Origin of the sequence: Ruoffia tabacinasalis (genome assembly GCF_042652985.1) — a bacterium.
GTDB classification, from domain to species: domain Bacteria; phylum Bacillota; class Bacilli; order Lactobacillales; family Aerococcaceae; genus Ruoffia; species Ruoffia tabacinasalis.
Window position 1 is genome coordinate 1 of the sequence record NZ_JBHSHQ010000041.1, and the last position, 24,058, is coordinate 24,058.

The 24,058-nt window shown below is 35.7% G+C and carries 23 protein-coding genes; 22 read left to right on the plus strand and 1 reads right to left on the minus strand.

Translation table 11 applies throughout. The features are described from left to right. Positions 1-147 precede the first annotated feature (147 nt). Positions 148-486 carry a hypothetical protein gene (locus tag ACFO5Y_RS06835; protein WP_197104877.1) on the minus strand — a complete coding sequence of 113 codons (339 nt, stop codon included), beginning with the start codon at positions 484-486 and terminating at the stop codon, positions 148-150. A 154-nt stretch (positions 487-640) separates the two neighbouring features. Here ACFO5Y_RS06835 and ACFO5Y_RS06840 point away from each other — a divergent pair, with 154 nt between their 5' ends. The 22 genes from ACFO5Y_RS06840 (at position 641) to ACFO5Y_RS06945 (ending at position 23,743) form a co-directional block, all read left to right on the plus strand. Continuing rightward, entirely contained in the window at positions 641-1,624 is a 984-nt protein-coding gene (locus tag ACFO5Y_RS06840) for an LCP family glycopolymer transferase (protein ID WP_197104876.1), read from the plus strand. 96 nt (positions 1,625-1,720) lie between these two features. Further along, entirely contained in the window at positions 1,721-2,353 is a 633-nt protein-coding gene (gene gmk, locus ACFO5Y_RS06845) for a guanylate kinase (protein ID WP_138405144.1), read from the plus strand. A gap of 6 nt (positions 2,354-2,359) precedes the next feature. Next, positions 2,360-2,557 (plus strand): DNA-directed RNA polymerase subunit omega, encoded by a 198-nt coding sequence (gene rpoZ / locus ACFO5Y_RS06850; protein ID WP_138405145.1) that lies wholly within the window; start codon positions 2,360-2,362, stop codon positions 2,555-2,557. Between the two features lie 87 nt (positions 2,558-2,644). Beyond that, positions 2,645-5,062: a primosomal protein N' gene (gene priA / locus ACFO5Y_RS06855; protein WP_197104875.1), complete on the plus strand. Its 2,418-nt coding sequence runs from the start codon at positions 2,645-2,647 to the stop codon at positions 5,060-5,062. A gap of 13 nt (positions 5,063-5,075) precedes the next feature. Continuing rightward, positions 5,076-6,029 (plus strand): methionyl-tRNA formyltransferase, encoded by a 954-nt coding sequence (fmt, locus tag ACFO5Y_RS06860; RefSeq protein ID WP_197104874.1) that lies wholly within the window; start codon positions 5,076-5,078, stop codon positions 6,027-6,029. A gap of 18 nt (positions 6,030-6,047) precedes the next feature. Continuing rightward, a complete protein-coding gene (gene rsmB, locus ACFO5Y_RS06865; protein ID WP_197104873.1) occupies positions 6,048-7,427 on the plus strand; it encodes a 16S rRNA (cytosine(967)-C(5))-methyltransferase RsmB in 1,380 nt (459 codons plus the stop codon). A 25-nt stretch (positions 7,428-7,452) separates the two neighbouring features. Next, entirely contained in the window at positions 7,453-8,217 is a 765-nt protein-coding gene (locus ACFO5Y_RS06870; RefSeq protein WP_197104872.1) for a Stp1/IreP family PP2C-type Ser/Thr phosphatase, read from the plus strand. Continuing rightward, the gene (pknB, locus tag ACFO5Y_RS06875) at positions 8,214-10,205 is read left to right on the plus strand and encodes a Stk1 family PASTA domain-containing Ser/Thr kinase (RefSeq protein ID WP_197104871.1); all 1,992 of its coding nucleotides are present in this window, start codon (positions 8,214-8,216) and stop codon (positions 10,203-10,205) included. The genes ACFO5Y_RS06870 and pknB overlap by 4 nt, the downstream gene beginning before the upstream one ends. 61 nt (positions 10,206-10,266) lie before the next feature. Beyond that, entirely contained in the window at positions 10,267-11,187 is a 921-nt protein-coding gene (gene rsgA, locus ACFO5Y_RS06880) for a ribosome small subunit-dependent GTPase A (protein ID WP_197104870.1), read from the plus strand. A gap of 14 nt (positions 11,188-11,201) precedes the next feature. Beyond that, on the plus strand, positions 11,202-11,843 hold the full coding sequence (rpe, locus tag ACFO5Y_RS06885; RefSeq protein WP_197104869.1) for a ribulose-phosphate 3-epimerase: 642 nt from the start codon (positions 11,202-11,204) through the stop codon (positions 11,841-11,843). 9 nt (positions 11,844-11,852) lie between these two features. After that, positions 11,853-12,542 carry a thiamine diphosphokinase gene (locus ACFO5Y_RS06890; RefSeq protein WP_197104868.1) on the plus strand — a complete coding sequence of 230 codons (690 nt, stop codon included), beginning with the start codon at positions 11,853-11,855 and terminating at the stop codon, positions 12,540-12,542. A gap of 10 nt (positions 12,543-12,552) precedes the next feature. Next, a complete protein-coding gene (locus tag ACFO5Y_RS06895) occupies positions 12,553-13,509 on the plus strand; it encodes an NAD(P)-dependent oxidoreductase (RefSeq protein WP_197104867.1) in 957 nt (318 codons plus the stop codon). Positions 13,510-13,713: 204 nt separating this feature from the next. After that, on the plus strand, positions 13,714-13,902 hold the full coding sequence (gene rpmB / locus ACFO5Y_RS06900; RefSeq protein WP_138405155.1) for a 50S ribosomal protein L28: 189 nt from the start codon (positions 13,714-13,716) through the stop codon (positions 13,900-13,902). A gap of 202 nt (positions 13,903-14,104) precedes the next feature. After that, positions 14,105-14,461: an Asp23/Gls24 family envelope stress response protein gene (locus tag ACFO5Y_RS06905; protein WP_138405156.1), complete on the plus strand. Its 357-nt coding sequence runs from the start codon at positions 14,105-14,107 to the stop codon at positions 14,459-14,461. 35 nt (positions 14,462-14,496) lie between these two features. Then, a complete protein-coding gene (locus tag ACFO5Y_RS06910; RefSeq protein WP_197104866.1) occupies positions 14,497-16,170 on the plus strand; it encodes a DAK2 domain-containing protein in 1,674 nt (557 codons plus the stop codon). Between the two features lie 43 nt (positions 16,171-16,213). Then, a complete protein-coding gene (gene recG, locus ACFO5Y_RS06915) occupies positions 16,214-18,289 on the plus strand; it encodes an ATP-dependent DNA helicase RecG (protein WP_269434933.1) in 2,076 nt (691 codons plus the stop codon). 35 nt (positions 18,290-18,324) lie between these two features. Beyond that, positions 18,325-19,320: a phosphate acyltransferase PlsX gene (plsX, locus tag ACFO5Y_RS06920; protein ID WP_197104864.1), complete on the plus strand. Its 996-nt coding sequence runs from the start codon at positions 18,325-18,327 to the stop codon at positions 19,318-19,320. A 172-nt stretch (positions 19,321-19,492) separates the two neighbouring features. After that, complete coding sequence (acpP, locus tag ACFO5Y_RS06925) at positions 19,493-19,732, plus strand: acyl carrier protein (RefSeq protein ID WP_197104863.1); 240 nt, start codon at positions 19,493-19,495, stop codon at positions 19,730-19,732. A 92-nt stretch (positions 19,733-19,824) separates the two neighbouring features. Further along, positions 19,825-20,838 carry an ABC transporter ATP-binding protein gene (locus ACFO5Y_RS06930; protein ID WP_197104862.1) on the plus strand — a complete coding sequence of 338 codons (1,014 nt, stop codon included), beginning with the start codon at positions 19,825-19,827 and terminating at the stop codon, positions 20,836-20,838. Further along, positions 20,838-21,797, plus strand: a complete 960-nt coding sequence (locus ACFO5Y_RS06935; RefSeq protein WP_197104861.1) for an ATP-binding cassette domain-containing protein — start codon at positions 20,838-20,840, stop codon at positions 21,795-21,797. Before ACFO5Y_RS06930 ends, ACFO5Y_RS06935 begins: the two co-directional genes overlap by 1 nt. 4 nt (positions 21,798-21,801) lie before the next feature. Next, positions 21,802-22,764: an oligopeptide ABC transporter permease gene (opp4B, locus tag ACFO5Y_RS06940; RefSeq protein WP_197104860.1), complete on the plus strand. Its 963-nt coding sequence runs from the start codon at positions 21,802-21,804 to the stop codon at positions 22,762-22,764. A 124-nt stretch (positions 22,765-22,888) separates the two neighbouring features. Then, a complete protein-coding gene (locus ACFO5Y_RS06945) occupies positions 22,889-23,743 on the plus strand; it encodes an ABC transporter permease (RefSeq protein ID WP_231606921.1) in 855 nt (284 codons plus the stop codon). Positions 23,744-24,058 lie beyond the last annotated feature (315 nt).

Consider the following 24,058-nt stretch of genomic DNA (forward strand, 5'->3'; position numbering starts at 1 on the left):
CGTTACTAACATTTTACACGAACCTGTTATGGGTTTCTTTATTTGTCGCACTTAATTTTACAATTCATCATTTGATAAAAAATGACAAAAGAACAAGACCACCAATTGTTTGCGGGGATTGTGCAAACAATTGGTGGTCTATGAGTTCTAAGCAACGTTGGCAGACGCAGTTAGAATTTGTTCTAAAGATAGTATGTAAGATCGTTTTGAATTAACTTCACTAATTGCAATGCGACGATTATGTTGAACGGTCGAAACGACGTTTGCTAAAACAGTCTTTTGTTCAATCTCTTGTTGAGAATTGTAGTATTCAAATGTGATTTCGACAGGATCGAGCGTCACATAATGTTGATGTAATAACTTCTCTACTTCATATAGAGGCATTATAAATCGTTTATCTTGTTTAATTTGAGTATTTAAAAAGGGTTTGAAGAAGCGCTGAACAGTAGTTGCAAGATTAGAATTGGGTTTGATAGGTAATTCCATGAATGTCACTCCTTTATCCGAACAGATGTTTGTATTTATAGTATACGAACAAGCGTTCCCTTTGTCAACACTTTCTTAAAAACAAAAGAATTTGAAATAAAATTCATAAAGTAATACAATAGATAAACAAAATTGAGTAATGAGAGGTTAATTTATGAGCGAAAATAATATGTCTCGTCGAAACATCCATCGAGGAAGACCTAAGAAAAGAAAAAAAGGATGTTTAATTTTCTTTATTATCATCATTGTTCTACTTATAGGAGCAGGCGCTGTAGGTGCTTATTTTTATAATAACGTTGTGAACACGGTAGATGTGATTCAACAAAGTAGACCTGAAGAACAAGTGAATTTACGTGATGAGGATGAACCAGATCCTGAAGTCAGTCGTATTCAAAATAAAGAACCATTTTCAATGTTAATATTAGGGGTTGAACCTTCAACCAATGATAATTTAGAAGAAGGTCAATCTAATATTATGGTTGTTGCCACAGTGAATCCTGAAGAAGAAAGTGTGGTTATGACAAATATACCTAGCAATACACTTACTGAAATTGCAGGACAAGAATCAGAAGGTATGATTCGAGAGGCGTATGAAACAGGTGGGTTATCGACAACCGTTAATACTGTGCAAGATTTACTAGAGATTCCGATTGATTATACGTTGACAGTGAATCTGAATGGACTTGCTGATATTATTGATGCGATTGGTGAAGTACCAGTGACTGCTACTGAAACCTTTGATCAAAAAGGGTATAGCTTCGTTGCAGGTGAAACGTATAATATGGACGGGGAAATGGCCTTAGCTTATATTGGTGATATTGATGAAGCGATTGAATCAGCTAATCGACAAGATAAAGCAAGACAAGTTGTCAGTGCGATTGTTCCACAAATTAGTCAAATTGATTCACTAGCGAGCATTCCTAAACTCCTTGGTAGTCTAAATGGTAATGTATTAACGAATCTATCTTTCAAAGATATTCAAACAATCGCCTTGGATTATCGTCAAATAATTACGAATGTGGAAACAGTACAGTTAGAAGGAAATTCTGAAACGATTGATGATGTAACTTACGAAGTATTAGATAGTAATACACTTACAAACATTCAAGAACAGTTAAAAGCATTGTTAGAGCAATAAAGAAACGCATGAAATTTCTTGATTTTATTTCAAGAAGAATTAAGATATGTTATGATAGTAGTTATAGACATATAGAGTTTTATTTTGGAGGTAAATATGAGTGACACAAGAGGGTTATTAATTGTATTATCAGGTCCATCTGGAGTTGGAAAGGGAACTGTTAGAGCTGCAATTTTTAAGAATAATATTTATAACTATGTATATTCAGTTTCAGCTACGACTCGCCAAATGAGACCAGGTGAAGTAGATGGTGTCGATTATTACTTTACCTCACGTGAGGAGTTCGAAGAGCTAATAGAGGAAGATGCTTTGCTTGAGCACGCAGAGTATGTTGGGAATTATTATGGTACACCAATTAGAGCGATTGAAGACAATCTGTCTAAAGGCCATGATGTGTTTTTAGAAATTGAAGTTCAAGGTGCAATGAAAGTTAGAGAAAGAATGCCTGATGGGATTTTCATTTTCTTAGCACCACCTAATCTCAACGAATTAGAGTCTAGAATTACTGGACGCGGGACTGATAATCAAGAAATCATTTATGAACGCATGCAAAAAGCACGTGAAGAAATTGACATGATGAAACATTACGACTATGTTGTCGTAAATGATGAAGTTGATTGTGCAGTAAACAAAGTAAATGGTATAATACAAAGTGAACATTTAAAAGTTTCAAGAGTCGTTGATCAAATTAAATTACAAATACATAATTATTTTCAAAAAGGGGAGTAATCCATCATGATGTTATATCCATCAGTTGACAAATTAGTTGAAAAAGTTCCATCAAAATATAGCTTAATTATCCTTGCGAGTAAACGCGCGCATGAAATGCAATTATACAAGCATGAAATGTTAGATTCATACGAAGCAATCAAACCAGTTGGAAGAGCGTTAGAAGAAGTTGTTTCTGGCGACTTACAAATCAAAGAACAATAAAAATCGAAGCTACTATGAAAGAATTTATACTACTTTCATAGTAGTTTTTTGTCATATGTTACAAATTTTTTAGAAGGAGGGGAAAGAATGATAGTGAAAGTTGTCATTGATATACCAGCGAAGCAAGTGAATCGCTCTTTTGATTATGCAGTGCCAAAAGATTGGGAATCTGCGATTAAACTAGGTAGCCGAGTTCAAGTACCTTTTGGCAATATGAAACGAACAGGCTTTGTCGTTGATATTGCGGACGAGACCGAATTTAACGGAAAACTCAAACCGATCCATAGTATTATGGATTATGATGTGTTCTTAAATGAAGAATTAATTGAATTGAGTGATTATTTAGCTGAGTATCTTCAATGCTTCCGAATTTCAGTTCTTCAAGCAATGTTACCGAGCTTACTCAAGGCAAAGTACGATGCTATCGTTCAAATTCATGATCCTGTTCTATTTAGTGAAAAAGTTGGATCATGGTATCAAAATGAAACAAGCATTGACCGAAAAGAATTGGAAGATAGAATGTCTCCCAATGCAATCAGTCAATTAAAAAAAGAAAATATCATTTCTATAGAATACCAAGTTATTAACCAAACGACGCAAAAAACTAAAACAATGATTAAAACAAACTTAAATAAAGACCAATTAATGAATGCTTTAGAAAAGACAAGCCAAAGAAGCTTTAAGCAACGGGCGATACTAGAATACTTCATTAATAATCAAGCTATCGAAAGCATTGAAAAAAACACTTTAATGACAGAATTAGAAGTATCCAATGCGACAATAAATTCAGCCATCGATAAAGAATGGATTACGACATTTAAAGAAGTTGTCTATCGTGATCCACTGAAGGACGTGTCTTTTCAAACGAGTTCATCAAAAACGTTACTACCTGAACAGCAGAATGCGTATGATTTAATTAGTCAAAGCGTTGATAACAAACAAGCGGATACGTATTTAATTGAAGGAGTAACCGGGAGTGGGAAGACAGAAATTTACTTGCAATTAATGGACAGAGCCTTACAACAAGGCAAATCTGCTTTATTACTCGTACCAGAAATTTCGTTAACACCACAAATGGTGGAACGCGTGGTCAGTCGCTTCCAAACTGGTATTGCAGTATTGCATTCTGGTTTATCTATTACTGAAAAATACGATGAGTGGCAACGGATTATTAAAGGCGAAGCAAAAATCGTCGTAGGGGCGAGATCATCAATCTTTGCTCCTTTAGAAAATATTGGAATCATCATTATAGATGAAGAACATGAAACGACCTATAAGCAATCTGATAATCCACGTTATCATGCGAGAGATGTTGCGAGATGGCGGAGTGACTATCATGATGCCCCCTTAATACTGGGAAGTGCGACACCGTCTTTAGAAAGCCGTGCGCGAGCTCAAGTCGGTAACTATCACTTAATCCACCTGGAGAATCGGGTCAATCAAATGCCGATGCCACCTGTGGATATTATTGATATGACCCAAGTTGAGTTGAGGGAAACGGCGAATGAATTATCTCCAGAGCTTATTGAGAAGATTCAAGATCGACTCGATAAGAGGGAGCAAGTTGTATTATTACAAAACCGTCGCGGTTATGCCTCTTACTTACTATGTCGCGAATGTGGTTTTATTATGCAATGTCCTAGATGTGATATTTCTCTAACCTATCATAAGTTTGATAACCAAATGAAGTGTCACTATTGTGATTACCATGAACCTTTACCGACGCAATGTCCGAGCTGTCAATCACCGCACATTCGTACTCATGGTATCGGAACACAAAAGGTAGCCGAAACGTTAGAAGAAATCTTCCCAGAAGCGAAGGTGACGCGAATGGATAATGATACAACTCGCCGTAAAGGCCAACATCAAAAATTACTAGATGAGTTTTCAAGTGGGCAATCGAATATTCTATTAGGAACGCAAATGATCGCTAAAAGCTTAGACTTTGAGAATGTAACCTTAGTAGGAGTCATCAATGCTGATACAGCGCTTAATTTACCTGATTTTAGGGCAAGTGAACGGACTTTCCAACTATTAACTCAAGTGAGTGGAAGAACCGGACGTGGGCGCTTAGCAGGTGAAGTGGTGATCCAAACGTATAATCCTGAACACTATGTGATTCAATTTGCAAAAACGCACGATTATGAAAACTTCTTCCGCTTTGAGATGAAGCGACGACATCTGACTAATTATCCGCCTTATTACTTTACGACCTTACTGACAGTATCTAGTAAGCATCAAGGGAAGGCGAGTCAATTGGCCTATGATTTAAAAGCTCAGTTATATAATCCTGAACTTGAAAGGAAAGAGCAATTATATATTATTGGTCCAAATCGGAATAATATTTCGAAAATTAACAATTATTACTATTTTAATTTACTTTTAAAATACAAAGACAAAACTACTATTCAAAGACAATTGGATGATATTTTGAATAATACACAACAAAAGGCAACACAAGGTGTGTATGTAAATATTGATCATGAACCACAATATTTTAGTTAGAAAGGATATGTATATGCATAAGATAATTTTTATGGGGACACCAGATTTCTCTGTTGAAGTATTGGAAGGGCTAGTGAATGATGCGAATTTGGAGGTTGTAGGTGTAGTCACTCAACCCGATCGACCTGTCGGGCGTAAAAAAGTATTAAAGCCGACACCAGTGAAGGAACTCGCATTAAAACATGACATCCCAGTCTATCAACCTGAAAAAATTAGAGGGTCCCAAGAAGCTGAAGAGTTAAAAACTTTAAATGCTGACCTTATAGTTACAGCAGCGTATGGGCAATTTGTACCTAATGATTTAATTGAAGCACCAAAATATGGAGCAATTAATGTCCATGCGTCACTACTGCCTAAATACCGTGGTGGGGCACCAATTCATTATGCTTTATGGAATGGGGATAAAGAAACGGGAATTTCAATTATTTATATGACTAAAAAGATGGATGCAGGAGATATCTTATCTCAACGCGCCATTGAAATTAAGGCAACAGATGATGTAGGTAAATTATTTGAGTCTCTTGCTGTGGTAGGTAAAGAATTATTATTAGATACTTTACCTGCAGTTTTTGCTGGCGAAGTCCAAGCAACACCGCAAGTGGAAGAAGAAGTTGTCTTCTCTCCAACAATTACTAAAGAACAAGAGCGAATTTCTTGGGATTTAACTGCTCAAGAAGTGGATAATCATGTTCGTGCCTTTAGACCATTCCCATCGACATATACGCTATTAGATAATAACCGTGTTAAAATTTGGGCGGGTGAACCTGTAACATATAAAGGCGAATCCGGCGAAATTGGTGAAGTGGTTGCAGTTGAAGACAATAAATTAATTGTTCAATGCGGAGATAATTCATTTTATGGAATTAGCGAATGGCAAGAAAGTGGAAAAAAACGACTTTCAATTGAACAATGGTTGAATGGGAATAAGCCAGAGGCTATAATAGATAGCGTGTTCGAAAATAAATAACGATAGGAGGAACGAGTTTTGAAAATTAAGCAACGAAGTAAAAAACAATTAAATAAAAATTTACGTTGGCACTCACTCGTTCTACTCGATAAAATTGAAAATCATAATGAATTTTCAAATGTAGTGATAGACGAATTTTTACAAAATACACCTTTAGATGAAAGGGATAATCGATTAGTTGTCCAAATTGTATACGGAGTTATCCAAAACAAATTAACGATTGATTATTACTTAGCACCTTTCGTATCAGGTAAGAAACTTGATGACTGGGTTTCCACATTACTAAGACTTTCTGTATATCAGTTAGTATTTTTAGATCGAATTCCGAGTCATGCGGTAGTTAATGAAGCCGTTCAAGTAGCTAAAGTGAACGGTCATGGGGGCGTAGGGAATTTTGTAAATGCAATCTTGCGTCGTTTTATTCGAACGGATCGATTGGATATTGATGCGATTAAAGATTTCACTGAACGCTTAAGTGTGAAATACAGTATTAGTCCTTGGATTGTAGATTATTTCTTGAAACATCAAACGCATGAAGAAGTTGAGAACTTATTAGAAAGTTTACAAGAAGTTCCATTTATCTCTGCACGTGTAAATACAAGTAAGAAGTCTAGAAAAGAAGTCATGGAATCACTTTATAGTGAAGGTTATGACACTGTAGAAAGTGATATTTCACCCGTAGGTATTCGTTCTATGAACGGTAATCTCATTCATTCAACGGCTTTTAAAGAAGGTTGGTTAACAATTCAAGATGAATCATCGATGTTAGTAGCTCCTTTAGGTCATATTAATGGAGATGAAGAAATATTGGATGCATGTTCTGCACCAGGTGGGAAAGCGACACATATCGCGACACTATTAGAAACAGGACATCTGACAGCCTTAGACTTGTCAGAACCCAAAATTAAGCGAGTAAATGAACATATGGATCGTTTGGGACTTTCACAAAGAGTGACATTAAATGTGGAGGATGCGTCAAAACATCAGCCTACAGACGGTCAATTATATGATAAAATATATTTAGATGCACCTTGTTCTGGCTTAGGTTTAATGAGACGTAAACCTGAGATTAAATATGATAAATCATATGAAGATATACAAGAATTAGCACAAATACAAACCGAATTAATTAATCATGTATCAACATTATTAAAACCAGGTGGAGAAATTATATATAGTACTTGTACAATGTCTTATGAGGAAAATGAAGAAATCGTTCAATCATTTTTAAACGCTCATGATAATTTTGTACAAAGTCCAATTTCAGCTGAAAAAGATAATATTAAAGCAGATTTAATTACCGATGAAGGTAATATTCGAGTTTGGCCACAACAATACCATACAGATGGCTTTTTTATCTCACGTTTAGTTAAAAAAGACACAGAAGGTATTAAATAGTACAATAAAAAACTGAGGTGAAACAATGCAAATTTCGCTCCATTCAAGCGTAGGGAAACAGCGTAAGTCAAATCAAGATTATGCTGATTATTTTAAATCAGATTTTAAGCAATACTTATTTGTCTTATGTGATGGGGTCGGCGGTCATCAAGCTGGTGAAGTCGCGAGTGAACTTACGACGAAATATTTAGGGAAGCAATTTAAGCAGTTGACGAAAGAGTTAACGAAAGAAGATGCATCACAATGGATTGGAAAAGCTATTGAAGATGTAAATACTTATCTATATGAAGAATCTTTAAAAGATAGACAACTTGCAGGAATGGGAACGACGTTAGTTGTTTCATTAATTACAAAAGAGTTTGTCTTAATTGCGCATGTGGGGGACAGTCGCGCTTACGTATTCAACGAAGGCCATTTAATTCAAAAAACAGAAGACCATTCATTAGTCAATGAATTAATCCGATCAGGTGAGATTACTGAAGAAGAAGGAAATCTTCACCCACAACGAAACGTTGTCACACAATCAATTGGCGTGACACCGGATGTCGGCTATGAATTGTTGGAGTTACCAATTAATGAAGTGGAACACTTAATGCTTTGTTCTGATGGACTGACAAATATGGTGAGTCACGAAGAGATTGTTGATTTCTTCCAACAAACGGAAGACTTTGAACATTTAGCTGTATCTTTAGTTGATGCAGCAAATGAAGCTGGTGGACGAGACAATATTACGGTTATTGTTGTTGGAGACATCCCTTCTTTAATCTTAGAGGATGGTGAAACGACATGATAGATATTAACTCTAAACTATCTGGACGCTACATTATTAACCAACTTATTGGCTCAGGTGGGATGGCAAATGTTTATTTAGCCAGAGATTTGATATTAGATCGTGATGTTGCGGTTAAAGTATTACGCTTTGACTTCCAAGATAATCAAGATGCTATCCGTCGTTTCCAACGTGAAGCTATGGCGGCGAGTCAACTCTTGCATCATAATGTTGTGGAAGTTTATGATGTTGATGAAGAAGATGGCCAACAATATATTGTGATGGAGTACGTTAAAGGGAATGATTTAAAGACATTTATCCGTGAGAAATCACCTGTGTCTTTAGAATTAGCCGTTAATATTATGTCCCAAATTCTATCAGCCATTGATGTCGCACATAGACATAACATTATTCACCGTGATATTAAGCCACAAAATATACTAATTACTGAGAACAATGAAGTGAAGATCACTGACTTTGGTATTGCCGTCGTGCTATCAGATACATCATTAACACAAACAAACACATTGCTTGGTTCTGTGCATTATTTATCGCCTGAACAAGCGCGTGGTGGAAGTGCGACCGTTAAATCGGATATTTATGCTTTAGGTGTTGTTCTTTACGAATTAATCACTGGTGAAGTTCCTTATGACGGTGAGTCAGCTGTTTCGGTTGCTCTAAAGCATTTCCAAGAGGAATTTCCTCGTGTGAAAGAGCATTTAGATTATGTTCCACAAAGTTTAGAAAATGTGGTCATGCGATCAACCGCTAAATCATTAGAACATCGTTACAGTTCTGTTCAAGAAATGCTAAATGATTTAAGTACGAGTTTAAGTGTGAATCGTATGAACGAAAAACGCTTCGACCCAGAAACGGATATCGAAGATACATTAATTATGACGCCAATTAAACCAATAAGTACAGCAAGTCAAACGTTATCAAGTGTAGAAGTTAAAGAGGATTTTCAAGAGGATGAAGAGGAAATTCCTCAATATGATGAATTACCACCGATTTCTAGACCGAAGCGACTACGTAAACTGTTAATACAAGTATCTGTCGTATTATTAGTTATCTTATTGGCAGTCGGTGCGTATGCTTTATATAATCAAACGATTAGATATGTAACCGTCCCTGATGTTGAGAACTTATCTCAAGCAGAAGCGATGGCATTACTTGAAGAAGAGAACATTTCAGTTGGGAATGTGATTAATAATTGGCACGACACAGTCGTTCAAGGTAACGTTATCGAAACGGATCCAGAGATGGGCGAGCGGATTGAAAGAGACTCATCAGTCAATCTAGTCGTGAGTAGTGGGGAAGAACAAGTTCAAATCGGCGATTATGTGGGACAAAGCTATGAACCAATTCGTCAAATGCTAATTGAAGCGGGCTTCATCGTTGAACGTCAAGACCTATTTACTAATGATGCGTCACAGACTGGAACGATTATGGCACAAAGTTTAGAGCCCGGAACACGTGTTGTACCTGGTGAAACACCCATCACAATGACGGTGGGTAGTTATTCAGAATCTAGTACGATGCAAGATTTCTATAATTTATCACTTGATATGGTTCAATCATTTGCGGATGGATATGGGTTAGTTGTAGATGTAGGTTATGAATACAGCGAGTTTATCCCAGAAGGACAGGTTATTAGTCAGTCACCTGAAAGCGGAACATCATTATATCCTGGTGATACAATTTCAGTTGTTGTTTCAATGGGAGCTGAAGAAGAAGAAATTAATTCTGCTTTAACTCCAGTATATATTGAATACTTACCAACGTATGAAGATAATGATGAAGAACAAGAAAATCCATTACCAAATACAATTCAAGTATTCATTGGTGATGAGTATAATAATATTACTGAAGTCGCTGAAGAATTTGAAATTACAGAGTCACAATTAATTGAATTAACTTTGTATATATCATCAAATGGTACAGGGCAATATCGAATATTGCGTGATGGTGAAGTGTATGAGGAAAGTAATAATGTTATAACACAGTAGCTGTTTCAAGGTTAAATCTTTCATATTGGAGGATTTAACCTTTTTTTAAAAGGAGGGTTTTATGCAAAAGAAAAAAGGTGTTATTTATCAATCAATTAGTGGGTTCTATTATGTGTGGTCTGAGAATCAAAGTTTTGCCACAAAACCTAAAGGTTTATTTCGACACACAAATGAAAAACCCCTAGTAGGTGATGAAGTAGTCATTGAAGTTGATGAACAAGATAGTCAGTCAGAAAGTCGTCTTATTGAAATATTACCAAGAGAAAATGAGTTAGTTCGACCAAGTATTTCGAATGTAGATTACTCAATGATTGTGACTTCATTAGTTGAACCAGATTTTTCTTATAATTTATTAGATTACTTTTTAGTTTCTATCGAATCGAACCATATTGAACCGATTATCTTATTATCTAAGTATGACTTATTAGTCGAAGCGCTTGGTCAAGAAGCAGCCGACCGAAAAGTTGAAGAAATTAAACGAGTATACGCACCCGCTGGTTATACCGTTGTGACTTTAAATAATAATGAATCAGATATTGATAAGATTAAACATTTGATAGACTCAGGCTTATACGTCATAATGGGACAATCAGGTGTTGGGAAGTCAACTCTATTAAACTTATTATTACCTGAAGCGAATATTGAAACAGGGATCATTAGTGAAGCTTTAAACCGTGGGAAACACACAACTCGAGAAGTCACATTATATCCATTTAACGATGGATTCTTAGCTGACACACCAGGTTTTAGCGCCATTGATTTTCCAGATATCGAAAAAGCTGATTTAAGATTCTATTTCCCAGAGATCGCTAGGGCGGGAGAATCGTGTAAGTTCCGGTCATGTTTGCATTTAAATGAACCGGGTTGTAATGTTAAAAGCGAAGTTGAAGCGGGTGACATTGCCCAAAGTCGTTATAATAATTATGAACAAATTATGGAACGGATTGAGCAAAGAAAACCTGTTTATAAAAAGAAAAAATAGTAGGGGGATTATTTATGAAAGTTGCACCATCAATTTTAAGTGCAGATTTTAGTAAATTAGGCGCTGATTTAGTTGATATTGTATCAAATGGCGCTGATTATATTCATATCGATATGATGGATGGAAATTTTGTACCAAACTTATCTTTTGGTCCAATGGTTATGAATTCAATCCGTCATCTAACTGATAAAACTTTTGATTGTCATTTGATGATTGAAGAACCTGAACGCTATATTGAACTCGTTGCTGAATCGGGCGCAGATATCATTTCTGTTCATGTTGAAGCAACGAAACATATTCACCGAGTAATCCAACAAATCAAACAAACTGGCAAGAAATCGGGCGTCGTAATCAATCCAGGTACGCCGGTTGAAGCCATTGAAGCAGTATTGTCTGATGTTGATTTAGTTTTAGTCATGACAGTGAATCCAGGCTTTGGAGGACAGACATTTATTCCATCAAGCTTGAACAAAATTAAACAACTTAAAGCACTCCGTGAAGAAAATAATTATGATTATGAGATTGAAGTGGATGGCGGTATTAATGAGGATACTAGTAAGAAATGCCTTGAAGCAGGTGCAGATGTTTTAGTGGCAGGTTCTTACATATTCAGTCACAATAACCGCAAGGAAGCGATCGATTCATTAAGAAATTAAGGTGTTATGATGCAAAGTAAAGAAAAAGAATACGTGATCGTATGTGGGGGCGCTGTAAAACCAGCAGTCTCAGAAATACCTAAATATGTTCAAAATCATAAAACATATTATATTGGTGTGGATTCGGGAAGTTTAAAACTCATTAAAGCTGGATATCACTTGGATTATGCTGTTGGTGATTTTGATTCAGTGACAGAAGAAGAATTTCAGTTAATCCAAGAGAACGCGACACATATTATTAAACATCCAGCTAAAAAGGATGACACGGACATGGAATTAGCTTTAGAAATCGTTCAAGATGAGTTTCCTAATTTGGAATGTTTTATTCTAGGGGGTATCGGGGAGAAAAAAGGCCGCTTGGATCACATGCTAGCGAATATTTGGATGGTATATCAACCAAGATTTAAAGAAAGTGTTGGAAGAATAAAATTTATTGAAAAGAATCATGTTTTTCAGTTTTTCTTCCCAGGTGACTATGAGATTAGTGTTGAAAAAATGCTACCAGATTATTTATCCATCATCACTTTAACAGCCGTTGAGCAATTAAGTATACAAAACGCTGTATATAATCTCGAAGCAACGGATATCGCTTATCCTCGTGCGCTGATCAGTAACGAGTTTATTGATGAAAACCATCGGGTGAAGCTATCATTTAAGCAAGGTCTCGTTCTCGTTCTTAGAGTGAATGAAAGAAAGTAGGAGGGATAATATGACAAAGCCAATTATTGCAGTTTATGCCATTACGAAAGAATGGCAATTAGAAGAAATCAAAGAAACAGCGAAAGTCTATGATGTTAAAGTCAAAGATGAACTCAATTCAGATGACATTAAAAATATTGAAATCGTCTATGGTTGGGGTTCTGAATTAAGTGAAAACACCGCAGATTTAAACCAATTAAAATGGATTCAAAAAGACACCGCAGGACTTGATGCAATTCCTGAAAGCCTGAGAAACGATAAAGATGTTTTGCTTTCAAACATGAGTGGTGTCCATGCTGTTCCAATTACTGAGAATATATTTGGTTATATATTAGGTGTAGCTAGAGGGATTATACCTGCCATGACGAGTCAGTTGGAAAGTAAATGGGATAAAAGCATTGCCTCAAACATGTTCTCATTAAAAGACAAGAAAATACTTGTATATGGGACAGGTGCCATTGGTCAAGAGATTGCTCGAACAGCTAAGTTTTTTGAAATGGCAACATATGGCGTTAATTCGAATGGCCGTTCAATCCAAACCTTTGACCATACATACACAATGGAAAGCAGCCAAGAAATCCTTTCAGATATGGACTTTGTTATTAATGCATTGCCTTTAACAGATGAAAGTGAATTATTCTTTGATAAAGAAATCTTTGCTAACATGAAAGATACTGCTTACTTCTTGAATATCGGTCGAGGTGAATCAGTGAAAGATGATCATCTGATTGAAGTTTTGGAAGCAGGGACTTTAGCGGGAGCTTATTTAGACGTCACATCGCCGGAACCACTTCCAGAATCATCAAAATTATGGCAAACACAAAACTTAGTCATTACGCCACATATCTCTGGCAATGTTGAACATTTTAGAGATATGATTTATCCGATTTTTAAAGAAAATCTTGATAGTTATTTATCTAATGGAACACTGGCTAAGAATGAGTACAACAAGAAAAAAGGTTATTAATTCATACAGCCTAAAAATAGGGTACAATCCAAAAACTGCCTTGACTTATAACCTTGGATAGACTAATATTACTTCTTGGAAACAAAACCGCTTTATAAATAGAAAATATTGAAAAAATTCTTGCACAAGAATGAAAAATATGATAAATTATTACGGTATGAAAAAGCAGAGACAAAGCTCCTGCAAGAAATGGAGGAAATACTAATGGCTAAAGAATGTTACTTTACAGGACGTAAAGCTAGATCTGGTAACACTCGTTCTCATGCATTGAACGCAAACAAACGTACTTTTGGTGCTAACTTACAAAAAGTTCGCATTATGGTAGACGGCGAGCCTAAGAAAGTTTGGGTTTCTGCACGTGCATTAAAATCAGGTAAAGTTGAACGTGTTTAATCTCGTTATATTATTTAAATAAGCTAATTTGCTTTGAGCAAGTTAGCTTTTTTATTTGTAATCGAACATAAACTTGAACAAATTTTTTTATATAATACAATTCTCTTTGTCAAACCGTTGTAGTTTGGTAATATCAATTTAAGTGAATAATAACGATGTTTATGATAAAATAACTAAGATATAAACAATAGGAGGAGATTGTATGGCAATAAATATTCCAACCCCAAATGGACAAATCACATTAAGTAATGAAGTTATCGCAACAGTTGTAGGTGCAGCGGTTACTGATAACTACGGTGTCGTAGGGATGGTAAGTAAAAGTTTCTTTCGTGATAATATAATAGAAATTTTACGTAGAGAGAATTTTGCCAAAGGTGTAGTTCTTTCCCAAAACGGTAATAAAGTGGCAGTGGATGTATATATTCTTGTATCTTATGGAACAAAAATATCTGTCATCTGTCAAAATATTCAAGAAACAGTAAAATATAATGTCGAACGTTTACTAGGATTCACACTAGATTTTGTAAATGTTCACGTTCAAGGAGTAAAAGTTGACTAAATTTTAAAGTCAATGAGTTATAAGGAGGACGAAAGTTGGAACTTACTATGTTAACGGCACCAGAATTTCAATCAATGATTATCGCTGGAGCAGATCGTTTAACAGAGAACGTTGATTTAATCAATTCACTAAATGTATTCCCAGTTCCAGATGGAGATACAGGAACGAATATGAATATGTCATTTATCTCTGGTGTTGAAAAATTAAAAGAAAATACTTCAGGACACGTTGGAGAAGCAAGTACAGCCTTAGCTAAAGGGTTATTAATGGGAGCGCGAGGAAACTCAGGCGTTATCCTATCACAAATCTTTAGAGGCTTTTCTAAAGCGATTGAAGATCAAGAGAATGTCGATGCTGAATATTTTGTTAAAGCATTTGCTGGTGGAGTAGAATCAGCCTATAAAGCAGTTATGAAGCCTGTTGAAGGAACAATCTTAACAGTTGCACGTGAATCAGCTTTAGCTGGTGAACAAGCAGCTAAAAACACAACAGACATCGTTGAAATTATGCGAGCAATCGTTAAAGGCGCAAGTGTTGCACTTGAGAAAACGACTGACATGTTACCAGTTCTGAAACAGGTCGGCGTTGTGGATAGTGGAGGTAAAGGTTTACTTTGCCTTTATGAAGGATTCTTATCTAGCCTAACAGGTGAAGTCATTATTTCTGAAGATCATTCTAAAAAGTCAGAAGCTCATTCTCATGCGGTATTCGAAGAAACAAATGAACACCCAATGTCAATGGATGATATTACATTCGGATATTGTACAGAAATCATGGTTCGTATCGGTAATGGTCCAACCGTTGAAAAAGAATTTGATTATGATGAGTTCCGTAATATCTTAAATGAAAAAGGAGACTCATTATTAGTTGTATCTGACGATGAAATAGCGAAGGTACATATTCATACTGAAGACCCAGGCGAAATTATGCAATTAGGTCAAGAGTATGGAGAATTAATCAAAATTAAAGTAGATAATATGCGTGAACAAGTGCGTGAATTAGAAACTGCCAATCAAGCTTTATCTCAACAACAAACAACTGCAGTTGCTCCTAAAGATTATGCAGTGATTGCTGTTGCAGCAGGTGAAGGTATGACTGAAATGCTGAAATCAATCGGTATTGATGTAGTTCTTTCAGGTGGTCAGACGATGAATCCATCAACAGAAGATTTTGTTAAAGCGATGGAGACGACACCAGCAGAACGCTTTATTCTATTACCGAATAACAAAAACATCATTATGGCTGCAGAACAAGCAGCAGAAGTGATTGAAAAACCTGCAGTGGTTGTACCAACAAGAACTGTTCCAGAAGCGATTAGTGCCATTTTTGCATTTAATCCAGAAGGAACGATTGAAGATAATCATGCTGCCATGAGTGGAAACAGTGAAATGGTTTCAACTGGTCAAATTACTTATGCTATTCGTGATACAAACCTAGACGGCGTTGAAATTCTGAAAGATGAATTTATGGGAATCGTTGATGGGAAAATTATCTTATCTGAACCTCTTGTAGAGAATGCTTTATACAATACTTTAGATAATATGATTAATGACGAGAGCGAAATTGTAACTATCTTCATTGGAGAAGGCGGAAAAGAAGATTTAGTTGAACAAGTCATTGAACAATTAGAAGCAACATACTCTGAGGTAGATTTTGAAGTGATTCAAGGAGACCAACCTGTTTACGAGTATATTATGTCAGTAGAATAAATCTATTCAAAGGGGAAAGGGGCATATTGTTCCTTTTCCCTTTTTGCATATCAACCATGACAAAAAGGAGACAATTATGGATCAATTAAATTGGAATGAAACAATTAATAAACTAAATGGCGTTGGTCCAGTTGCGACGGACAAATTTGCTTCCATAGGTGTGAATACTATTCGAGATTTAATGTTTCATTTTCCTTTTCGATATGAAGATTTACAAGCACGACCGCTTGAGTCAATTCTTGATGGAGAGAAGGTAACACTTAAAGGGACGGTAGTGACTCCAGCAGTTGTAAATTACTTTGGAGGACGTAAGAGTCGATTGACATTCAGAATGAGTCTTGATGAGCATAATATTATTAGTGTTTCTTTCTTCAACCAACCTTATTTAGCAAAGAGTGTTGAAGTCGGTCAAGAGAAAGCAATCTTTGGAAAATGGCAAAGTGACCGACAAAATCTCTTAGGTATGAAGATTATTAAATTAAATGAAGATAATGGTGATTTTAATCCAGTCTATTCGACGACAAAAGGTCTGAAACAAACTCAAATTATTAAAGCGATAAAGTCAGCCTTTGAAGCGAGCTCGTCTTCAATAGTTGAAGTCATTCCTGATAATATTAATCATAAGTACCGATTGCTGCCGTTAAATAAAGCTTTATATCAAATGCATTTTCCTAAAGATGCCCGAGAGTTTAAAGAAGCTGAGCGAAAAATTATTTTTCAAGAGTTTTTCTTATACCAATGGCGACTTCAAGCTACCATGCAACAATCTCAAAAAGAGACGGGGATTCGAGTCTTGTATGATAATCATGACTTAAAGGAAATTGTTACGCAATTACCCTATCAATTAACAGAAGCACAAAAAAAGGCTGTCAATGAGATTTGCTATGACTTATTAGCGCCATATCCAATGCGTCGCATGCTTCAAGGGGATGTGGGGAGTGGTAAGACACTTGTTGCATTTCTAGGCATGATGGCTGCGGTTTTAGCTGGATATCAAGCTGTCTTAATGGTTCCAACTGAAATTCTAGCCAAACAACACGTTGTGAATTTTAATCGGATCTTTGAAGACATTGGCTACCATAGCGAGATTTTAGTTAGTGCAATGAAAGCTAAAGAGAAGAAAGACGTCTTAGATGGACTTGCAAGTGGAAGAATACGAATTGTCATTGGAACGCATGCCTTAATTCAACCCGCTGTGACTTATAAGCAATTAGGAATCGCAATTATTGACGAGCAGCACCGGTTTGGAGTAGATCAACGTCATGCTTTAATGGAGAAAGTTGAAGCAGAAGAAACTTTAAACATATTACAAATGACAGCGACTCCAATTCCACGCTCACTAGCCCAAACAATCTATGGGGATATGACGGTGTCAACAATTGATCAATTACCTAAAGGGAGAATACCGATTGAAACAAAATTAATCGATGAAGATAATCTCGATTTCCTTTATAATAAAATGGTGGAAGAATTAAAAGAGGGACACCAAATATACTATGTTCTTCCCATCATTGATCAATCTGAACATTTAGAACAAATTGAGAATGTAAATGCGATTAAAGAAAAATTATCCGTACAGTTTCCAGAGTGGAATGTAGGAGCTTTACACGGTCAATTGAGTAAAGATGACCAACAACAAGTGATGAATGCTTATGAACAAAATAAACTTCAAATTCTAGTTGCAACAACGATGGTAGAAGTCGGCGTCGATGTACCTAATGCGACAATTATAGTTATCCATTCAGCTGAACGCTTTGGCTTAGCTCAGTTGCATCAATTAAGAGGACGTGTCGGACGTAGTAACCTACCAAGTTATTGTTACTTAATTGGTAAACCTACAACTGAACAAGGTAAAAAGCGTCTTGAAATTATGGAACAAGAATCGGATGGTTTCATTATAAGTCAAGAAGATATGAAGATACGCGGGATGGGTGATATCTTAGGCTTAGCCCAAAGCGGGATTCCTCAATTTAAGTATGCGAACCTTTTCGAAGATCAACATATCCACAAAGTAGCCAAGGATGAAGTTACGTGGTATTTAAATCATCCTTTAGAGTTAGAAGATCAGGAAATTAATGCAATCATTAATTGGTTGACAAACCAGCAAATAAAAATTTAGTATAGATAGAAATAAAAAGATAGTGGAGGGATAAAATGATTACAATTGCAATCGATGCTATGGGTGGCGACAATGCACCAAAAGCCATTGTTGATGGCGCTAATTTAGCAATAAAAACATTCAACGATATCCAAATTAATTTATATGGTGATAGTGAAAGTATTGAACAATACTTAGTCAAAGATGACCGTATTAAAGTCATTCACACAACTGAAATTGTCACTGGAGAAGATGAACCCGTGAGAGCCATACGTCGGAAAAAAGATTCGTCTATGGTTGTTGCTGCACGTGATGTCAAAGAAGGTAAAGCAGATGCTTTATTATCTGCCGGTAATACAGGTGCTTTATTAACCGCTGGTTTACTAGTTGTTGGACGAATTAAGAATATTGACCGTCCTGGATTAATGCCAATTATTCCAACAGTATCAAAAGAATCACCCCAAGTGATCCTAATGGATGCTGGAGCAAATGCTGAAGTGAAACCAGTTAATCTAGAACAATTTACAGTATTAGCTAACTTTTACGCTAAAAATGTATTAAATGTAGAAAATCCACGTATTGGTTTATTAAACAATGGAACTGAAGAAGGTAAAGGGAATTCAATTACTAAAGAGGCTTTCGATTTAATGAAGCAATTAGATAATATTAATTTTATTGGGAATGTCGAGGCGAAGTCTATCTTAACCGGAGAAGTTGATATCGTCATTACGGATGGCTTTACAGGTAATGCAGTCTTAAAAACTCTGGAAGGAACAGTTAAAAGTGTTGTTGGATTGTTACTTGATACGCTAAAAAACTCTGGATTAAAAACAAAAATTGGTGCAGGTTTAATTAAAGACTCATTAAAAGAAACATTTAACAATCTAGATGATACGAAGCAAGGTGGGGCAGTTTTACTTGGCGTAAAATCTCCAGTAATTAAAGCACACGGCTCTTCCAACGACGAAGCAATATTTAATGCGATTCGTCAAGCAAGAACAGTTGTAAGCGCGGGTGTCGTTCAAGATGCTGTAAATTATTTTGAAAATTAGAATTTTTTTAATGCGTAAAGACATCAGATGTATTGCTTCCTATATGAACTTTAATACGTATTAAAATATAAAAAAAGATATAATTAATTAGAAAAAATGATAGACAAATGAGATGATTATTTGTATCATGTTATATAATGTAAATTTGTTATAATGAACGGAGGTGTATCAATTGAGTGAAAATCAAAATACTTTAAATACTGTAAGGGAAATGATTGTAGATCGTTTCGGTGTTCAAGAAGATAAAGTAAATGCAGAAATGACATTTGAAGACCTTGGAGCTGATTCATTGGATGTTGTGGAACTTGTTATGGAATTAGAAGATCACTTCAATATCCAGTTCGATGACGAAAGAATTGAAGAGTTATCTACAGTAGGTGACGCAGTAAGATACATCGATGAATTAAAATAGTTCTATCTTTAGCAATATATAAAAAAACAACGCTGCTTGTTTTTAAATAAGTAGTGTTTTTCTTTTTTTATAAAGGACACCGGAGGGAAATTATGGAAAGTAACAAGACTATATTAGAGATGAAAGACGTAGAAATAGGGTTCCGTGTTAAAGATGATTACTATAATGCAGTTGATGGTGTGTCATTAACATTATCTAAGAACGAAAAATTAGCAATCGTTGGAGAATCTGGTTCTGGTAAAAGTACACTCGCAACTGCGATTGTAGGTCTTCATGATCCAAAAAACTCAAAACAAACAGGCGAAATTAACTATAAAGGCAAAAACATTTTAAACATGTCTGAGAAAGAATATCTAAAAATTCGTGGTGATGAGATTGGAATGATTTTCCAAGATCCATTAGCTTCATTAAACCCGTTAATGACGATTGAAGCACAAATTGAAGAGCCATTATTTTATCATACTAAATTAAATAAAAAGGAACGTCATAATCGTATCCTCGAATTATTAGATCAAGTGGGAATTGCCAATCCAAAACGTATGGCAAAACAATATCCACATGAACTTTCAGGTGGTATGAGACAACGTGTTATTATTGCCATTGCTTTAGCATGTAAACCAGGTATCATCATCGCTGATGAGCCAACAACAGCTTTAGACGTTACGATTCAAGCACAGATTCTTGATTTACTTAATGAAATTCAAGAAGAAACAGAGTCAGGGATTATCTTAATTACCCATGACTTAGGAGTAGTTGCTGAAACGGCTGACCGTGTGGCTGTAATGTACGCAGGTGAGTTTGTAGAAATCGCGACAGTTGAAGAGTTATTTAATAATCCTAAACATCCATATACGAGATCATTATTAAGATCAATTCCACAATCAAATGATTTAGTGGATGAGGAATCAGGAGAATTACATGTTATTCAAGGTGTAGTTCCGTCAATCACAAATCTACCAAGAACAGGATGTCGTTTTGCTCACCGAATTCCTTGGATTAATGAAGAGGAACATGAGCATAATCCTGAATTACACGAAGTAGCAGAAGGTCATTGGGTACGTTGTACTTGTCATGAAAACTTCTACTTCCCTGAGGAGGTTGAATAATGTCTGGATTAATAGAGATAAAAGATTTAAAAGTACATTATCCAATACGTAGTGGCTTCCTTAACAGAGTCACAGATTATGTATATGCAGTTGATGGTGTAGACTTATCATTCGAAGAAGGTAAAACTTACGGTCTAGTCGGGGAATCTGGATCTGGTAAATCAACAATTGGTAAAGCTATTGTTGGATTAGAAAAGATTACATCTGGCGAGATTTACTATAACGGCAAAGATGTTTCAAAAGAAGCTCGTAAACGCCGCTCAGACTATCGTCAAAATGTTCAGATGATATTCCAAGACGCTATGTCAAGTTTTAATCCTAAAAAAAGAATTGTTGACGTTTTAGCTGAGCCTATTCGTAACTTTACGAATATGACACCAGATGAAGAACGTCGTCGCATGATCGAACTTTTAGATATTGTTGGTTTAACAGAAGATGCTTTAACTAAGTATCCGCATCAATTCTCTGGTGGACAAAGACAGCGTATCGGAGTAGCAAGAGCTGTAGCAATTAATCCTAAATTAATTATCGCAGATGAGCCTGTATCAGCACTAGATTTATCAGTTCAAGCTCAAGTTCTTAACTTCATGAAGAGAATTCAAGAAGAATATAACGTCAGTTATTTATTTATATCTCATGATTTAGGTGTAGTAAAACACATGTGTGATGAAATTGCGATTATGTATCGCGGGCGCTTCACAGAGTATGGTAATAAAGAGGATATCTATGAAGATCCTCAACATATCTATACGCGACGTTTACTTTCGGCTATTCCTCAAATCGATCCTAACAATCGTGATGAGCATAAGAATAACCGTTTACGCGTTGAAAAGATATATCAAGAAAACCAATCAAAATACTTTAGTGAAAATGGTCGAGTTTATGACTTAAAAGCAGTCTCTGATACTCACTCAGTTGCTTTAAAAGAAGTATCTTCGACTTTAGAAGGGGGCGCTTAATACTATGTGGAAAACAATATTAAGACGTGTTGTTCTCATGATACCCCAAGTGTTTATCCTTAGTATTATTGTATTTGTTCTAGGTGCAATGATGCCCGGGGATGCACTGACTGGGTTAGTGGATCCAACTATTTCTGCTGATCAAATTGAAGCAATGCGTGCACAATTAGGTTTAAATAAATCATGGCCAGAAAGATATATTGATTGGATGGGCGGCGCATTACAAGGAGACTTCGGTCGTAGTTGGGCACACCGTATGCCAGTAGCTCAAATTATTAGCCAACGTATCGGACCAACATTATGGCTATCGCTATTAACTGTAATTATTACTTATGCAATTGCCTTACCTTTAGGTTTATTATCTGGTCGATTCCAAAATTCTTTCTTTGATCGTACCGTTAACGTTTATAACTTTGTAACATATTCAGTACCGACTTTCGTATTAGGTCTATTATTTATCTGGTTATTCGGTTATACATTAGGTTGGTTCCCAACTCGTGGTACAGTAGGTTCTGGTATTCAACCTGGGACTTTAGAATATATTGGATCTAGAATTTATCATATGATTCTTCCTGCCTTTACAATGGGTATTTTAAGTACAACGGGTATCATCCAGTACTTAAGAACCGGAGTTGTAGATGCTAAATCTCAAGATTACGTACGTACAGCTCGTTCAAAAGGTGTACCGATGAATAAGATTTATAGTCGTCATATCTTCAGAAACTCAATGTTACCAATTGCGCAAAGTATGGGTTATACTTTAACTGGATTAATTTCAGGGTCAGTAATTACAGAGCAAATCTTTACTTACCAAGGTATGGGACAACTATTTATTACATCGATCACTGGACGTGACTTTACAGTTATGACAACACTTGTACTGTTATTCGGTATTATGACTTTATTGGGAACATTAATATCAGATATTATTATGATATTTGTTGACCCAAGAATCCGAATCAACTAGAAAGGAGGAATGTTTCATGGATAAAGAAGAAAAACAATATAACAAAGAAGATCAAATAATCAATGAAGAAGCTTTAGATCAATCGTTAGAGGTAGCTCAAGCTGAAGGCGAAGCATTACCTCCGATGGGATTCGAAGTCATTCGAAGAGAATTTGTCAAAGATAAGGCAGCCATTGTTGCATTATTTGTATTCATTACAATCATCTTAATCGCATTTATTGGTGCGATGGTCGTGGATCATGATACAGCAACTAGAGTTGATTTATTTAGTCGATATGCCAAACCAGGTGAGAATGGTTTTATTCTTGGGGCTGAAGAGGGTGGACGTGATGTTCTCTCACTCTTAATTATCGGTACACGTAATAGTATATTTATTGGTTTTGCCGTAACTATTATCACATCAATTATTAGTATTGCTTTAGGAATTATTGCTGGTTACTATGGTGGCTTCGTAGAAGATATTATGATGCGTATTGTCGACTTCATTATTATTCTTCCGCCGCTAGTATTAATCATTGTAATCGTAACAATTGTTCGTCGATTTGATATGTGGTCACTAATTGCTATTCTATCAGCATTAGGTTGGGCCGGAGGAGTTCGATTGTTCCGTACATCCACTTTAAGTGAGGCGTCTAAAGATTATATAAGCGCTTCTAAAACGATGGGAACACCGGATTGGAAAATTATGTATCTAGAGTTAATGCCGAACTTAAGTTCATTAATTATTACAAACTTAACTTTAAGTCTTTCAGGTAATATCGGTATTGAGACAGGTCTAACTTTCTTAGGCTTCGGTTTACCATCTGAAACACCAAGTTTAGGTACTTTAATCGCTGCGGCGAACAACCCAGATGTTATTCAAAACAAAATATGGGTATGGCTTCCAGCAGTTGGAGTGATCTTAGCATTAATGTTAAGTATTAACTATATGGGACAAGCATTCCAACGTGTTGCTGACTCTAGACAACGTCTTGGATAAGCTATTCCAAATATTATCTTTAGAACCGAGCGATGTGTCGCTCGGTTTTTTTATGAGTAATTTTCTAATGTAATGTGTAAAGTTTGATTAAAATTAACTTATATAATGAATCTTTTATATAAAAATAGACATTCATTTAATAGAAATTATAAGGAAAGTGTATAATAAAAATGAAGTCTATAATATGAAAGCTTTATTAAATTATATAAAAGTTAAAATAATTAAAAAGCGATAAGAATGGTCTGAAACTATAGATATTAAAGCGATAATGATTTAAAATGTATAATACCGCTTGCATTAAAATTGTATAATTTT

Excerpts from the sequence above, each read along its gene's own strand:
- ACFO5Y_RS06895 (WP_197104867.1), top strand. The coding sequence starts at position 12,553 with ATGACAAAGCCAATTATTGCAGTTTATGCCATTACGAAAGAATGGCAA.
- ACFO5Y_RS06835 (WP_197104877.1), bottom strand. The coding sequence starts at position 486 with ATGGAATTACCTATCAAACCCAATTCTAATCTTGCAACTACTGTTCAG.
- ACFO5Y_RS06840 (WP_197104876.1), top strand. The coding sequence starts at position 641 with ATGAGCGAAAATAATATGTCTCGTCGAAACATCCATCGAGGAAGACCT.
- ACFO5Y_RS06930 (WP_197104862.1), top strand. The coding sequence starts at position 19,825 with ATGGAAAGTAACAAGACTATATTAGAGATGAAAGACGTAGAAATAGGG.
- rpoZ (WP_138405145.1), top strand. The coding sequence starts at position 2,360 with ATGATGTTATATCCATCAGTTGACAAATTAGTTGAAAAAGTTCCATCA.
- pknB (WP_197104871.1), top strand. The coding sequence starts at position 8,214 with ATGATAGATATTAACTCTAAACTATCTGGACGCTACATTATTAACCAA.
- ACFO5Y_RS06945 (WP_231606921.1), top strand. The coding sequence starts at position 22,889 with ATGGGATTCGAAGTCATTCGAAGAGAATTTGTCAAAGATAAGGCAGCC.
- plsX (WP_197104864.1), top strand. The coding sequence starts at position 18,325 with ATGATTACAATTGCAATCGATGCTATGGGTGGCGACAATGCACCAAAA.
- priA (WP_197104875.1), top strand. The coding sequence starts at position 2,645 with ATGATAGTGAAAGTTGTCATTGATATACCAGCGAAGCAAGTGAATCGC.
- rsgA (WP_197104870.1), top strand. The coding sequence starts at position 10,267 with ATGCAAAAGAAAAAAGGTGTTATTTATCAATCAATTAGTGGGTTCTAT.
- rpe (WP_197104869.1), top strand. The coding sequence starts at position 11,202 with ATGAAAGTTGCACCATCAATTTTAAGTGCAGATTTTAGTAAATTAGGC.
- ACFO5Y_RS06890 (WP_197104868.1), top strand. The coding sequence starts at position 11,853 with ATGCAAAGTAAAGAAAAAGAATACGTGATCGTATGTGGGGGCGCTGTA.
- rpmB (WP_138405155.1), top strand. The coding sequence starts at position 13,714 with ATGGCTAAAGAATGTTACTTTACAGGACGTAAAGCTAGATCTGGTAAC.
- opp4B (WP_197104860.1), top strand. The coding sequence starts at position 21,802 with ATGTGGAAAACAATATTAAGACGTGTTGTTCTCATGATACCCCAAGTG.
- ACFO5Y_RS06870 (WP_197104872.1), top strand. The coding sequence starts at position 7,453 with ATGCAAATTTCGCTCCATTCAAGCGTAGGGAAACAGCGTAAGTCAAAT.
- ACFO5Y_RS06935 (WP_197104861.1), top strand. The coding sequence starts at position 20,838 with ATGTCTGGATTAATAGAGATAAAAGATTTAAAAGTACATTATCCAATA.
- ACFO5Y_RS06905 (WP_138405156.1), top strand. The coding sequence starts at position 14,105 with ATGGCAATAAATATTCCAACCCCAAATGGACAAATCACATTAAGTAAT.
- fmt (WP_197104874.1), top strand. The coding sequence starts at position 5,076 with ATGCATAAGATAATTTTTATGGGGACACCAGATTTCTCTGTTGAAGTA.
- gmk (WP_138405144.1), top strand. The coding sequence starts at position 1,721 with ATGAGTGACACAAGAGGGTTATTAATTGTATTATCAGGTCCATCTGGA.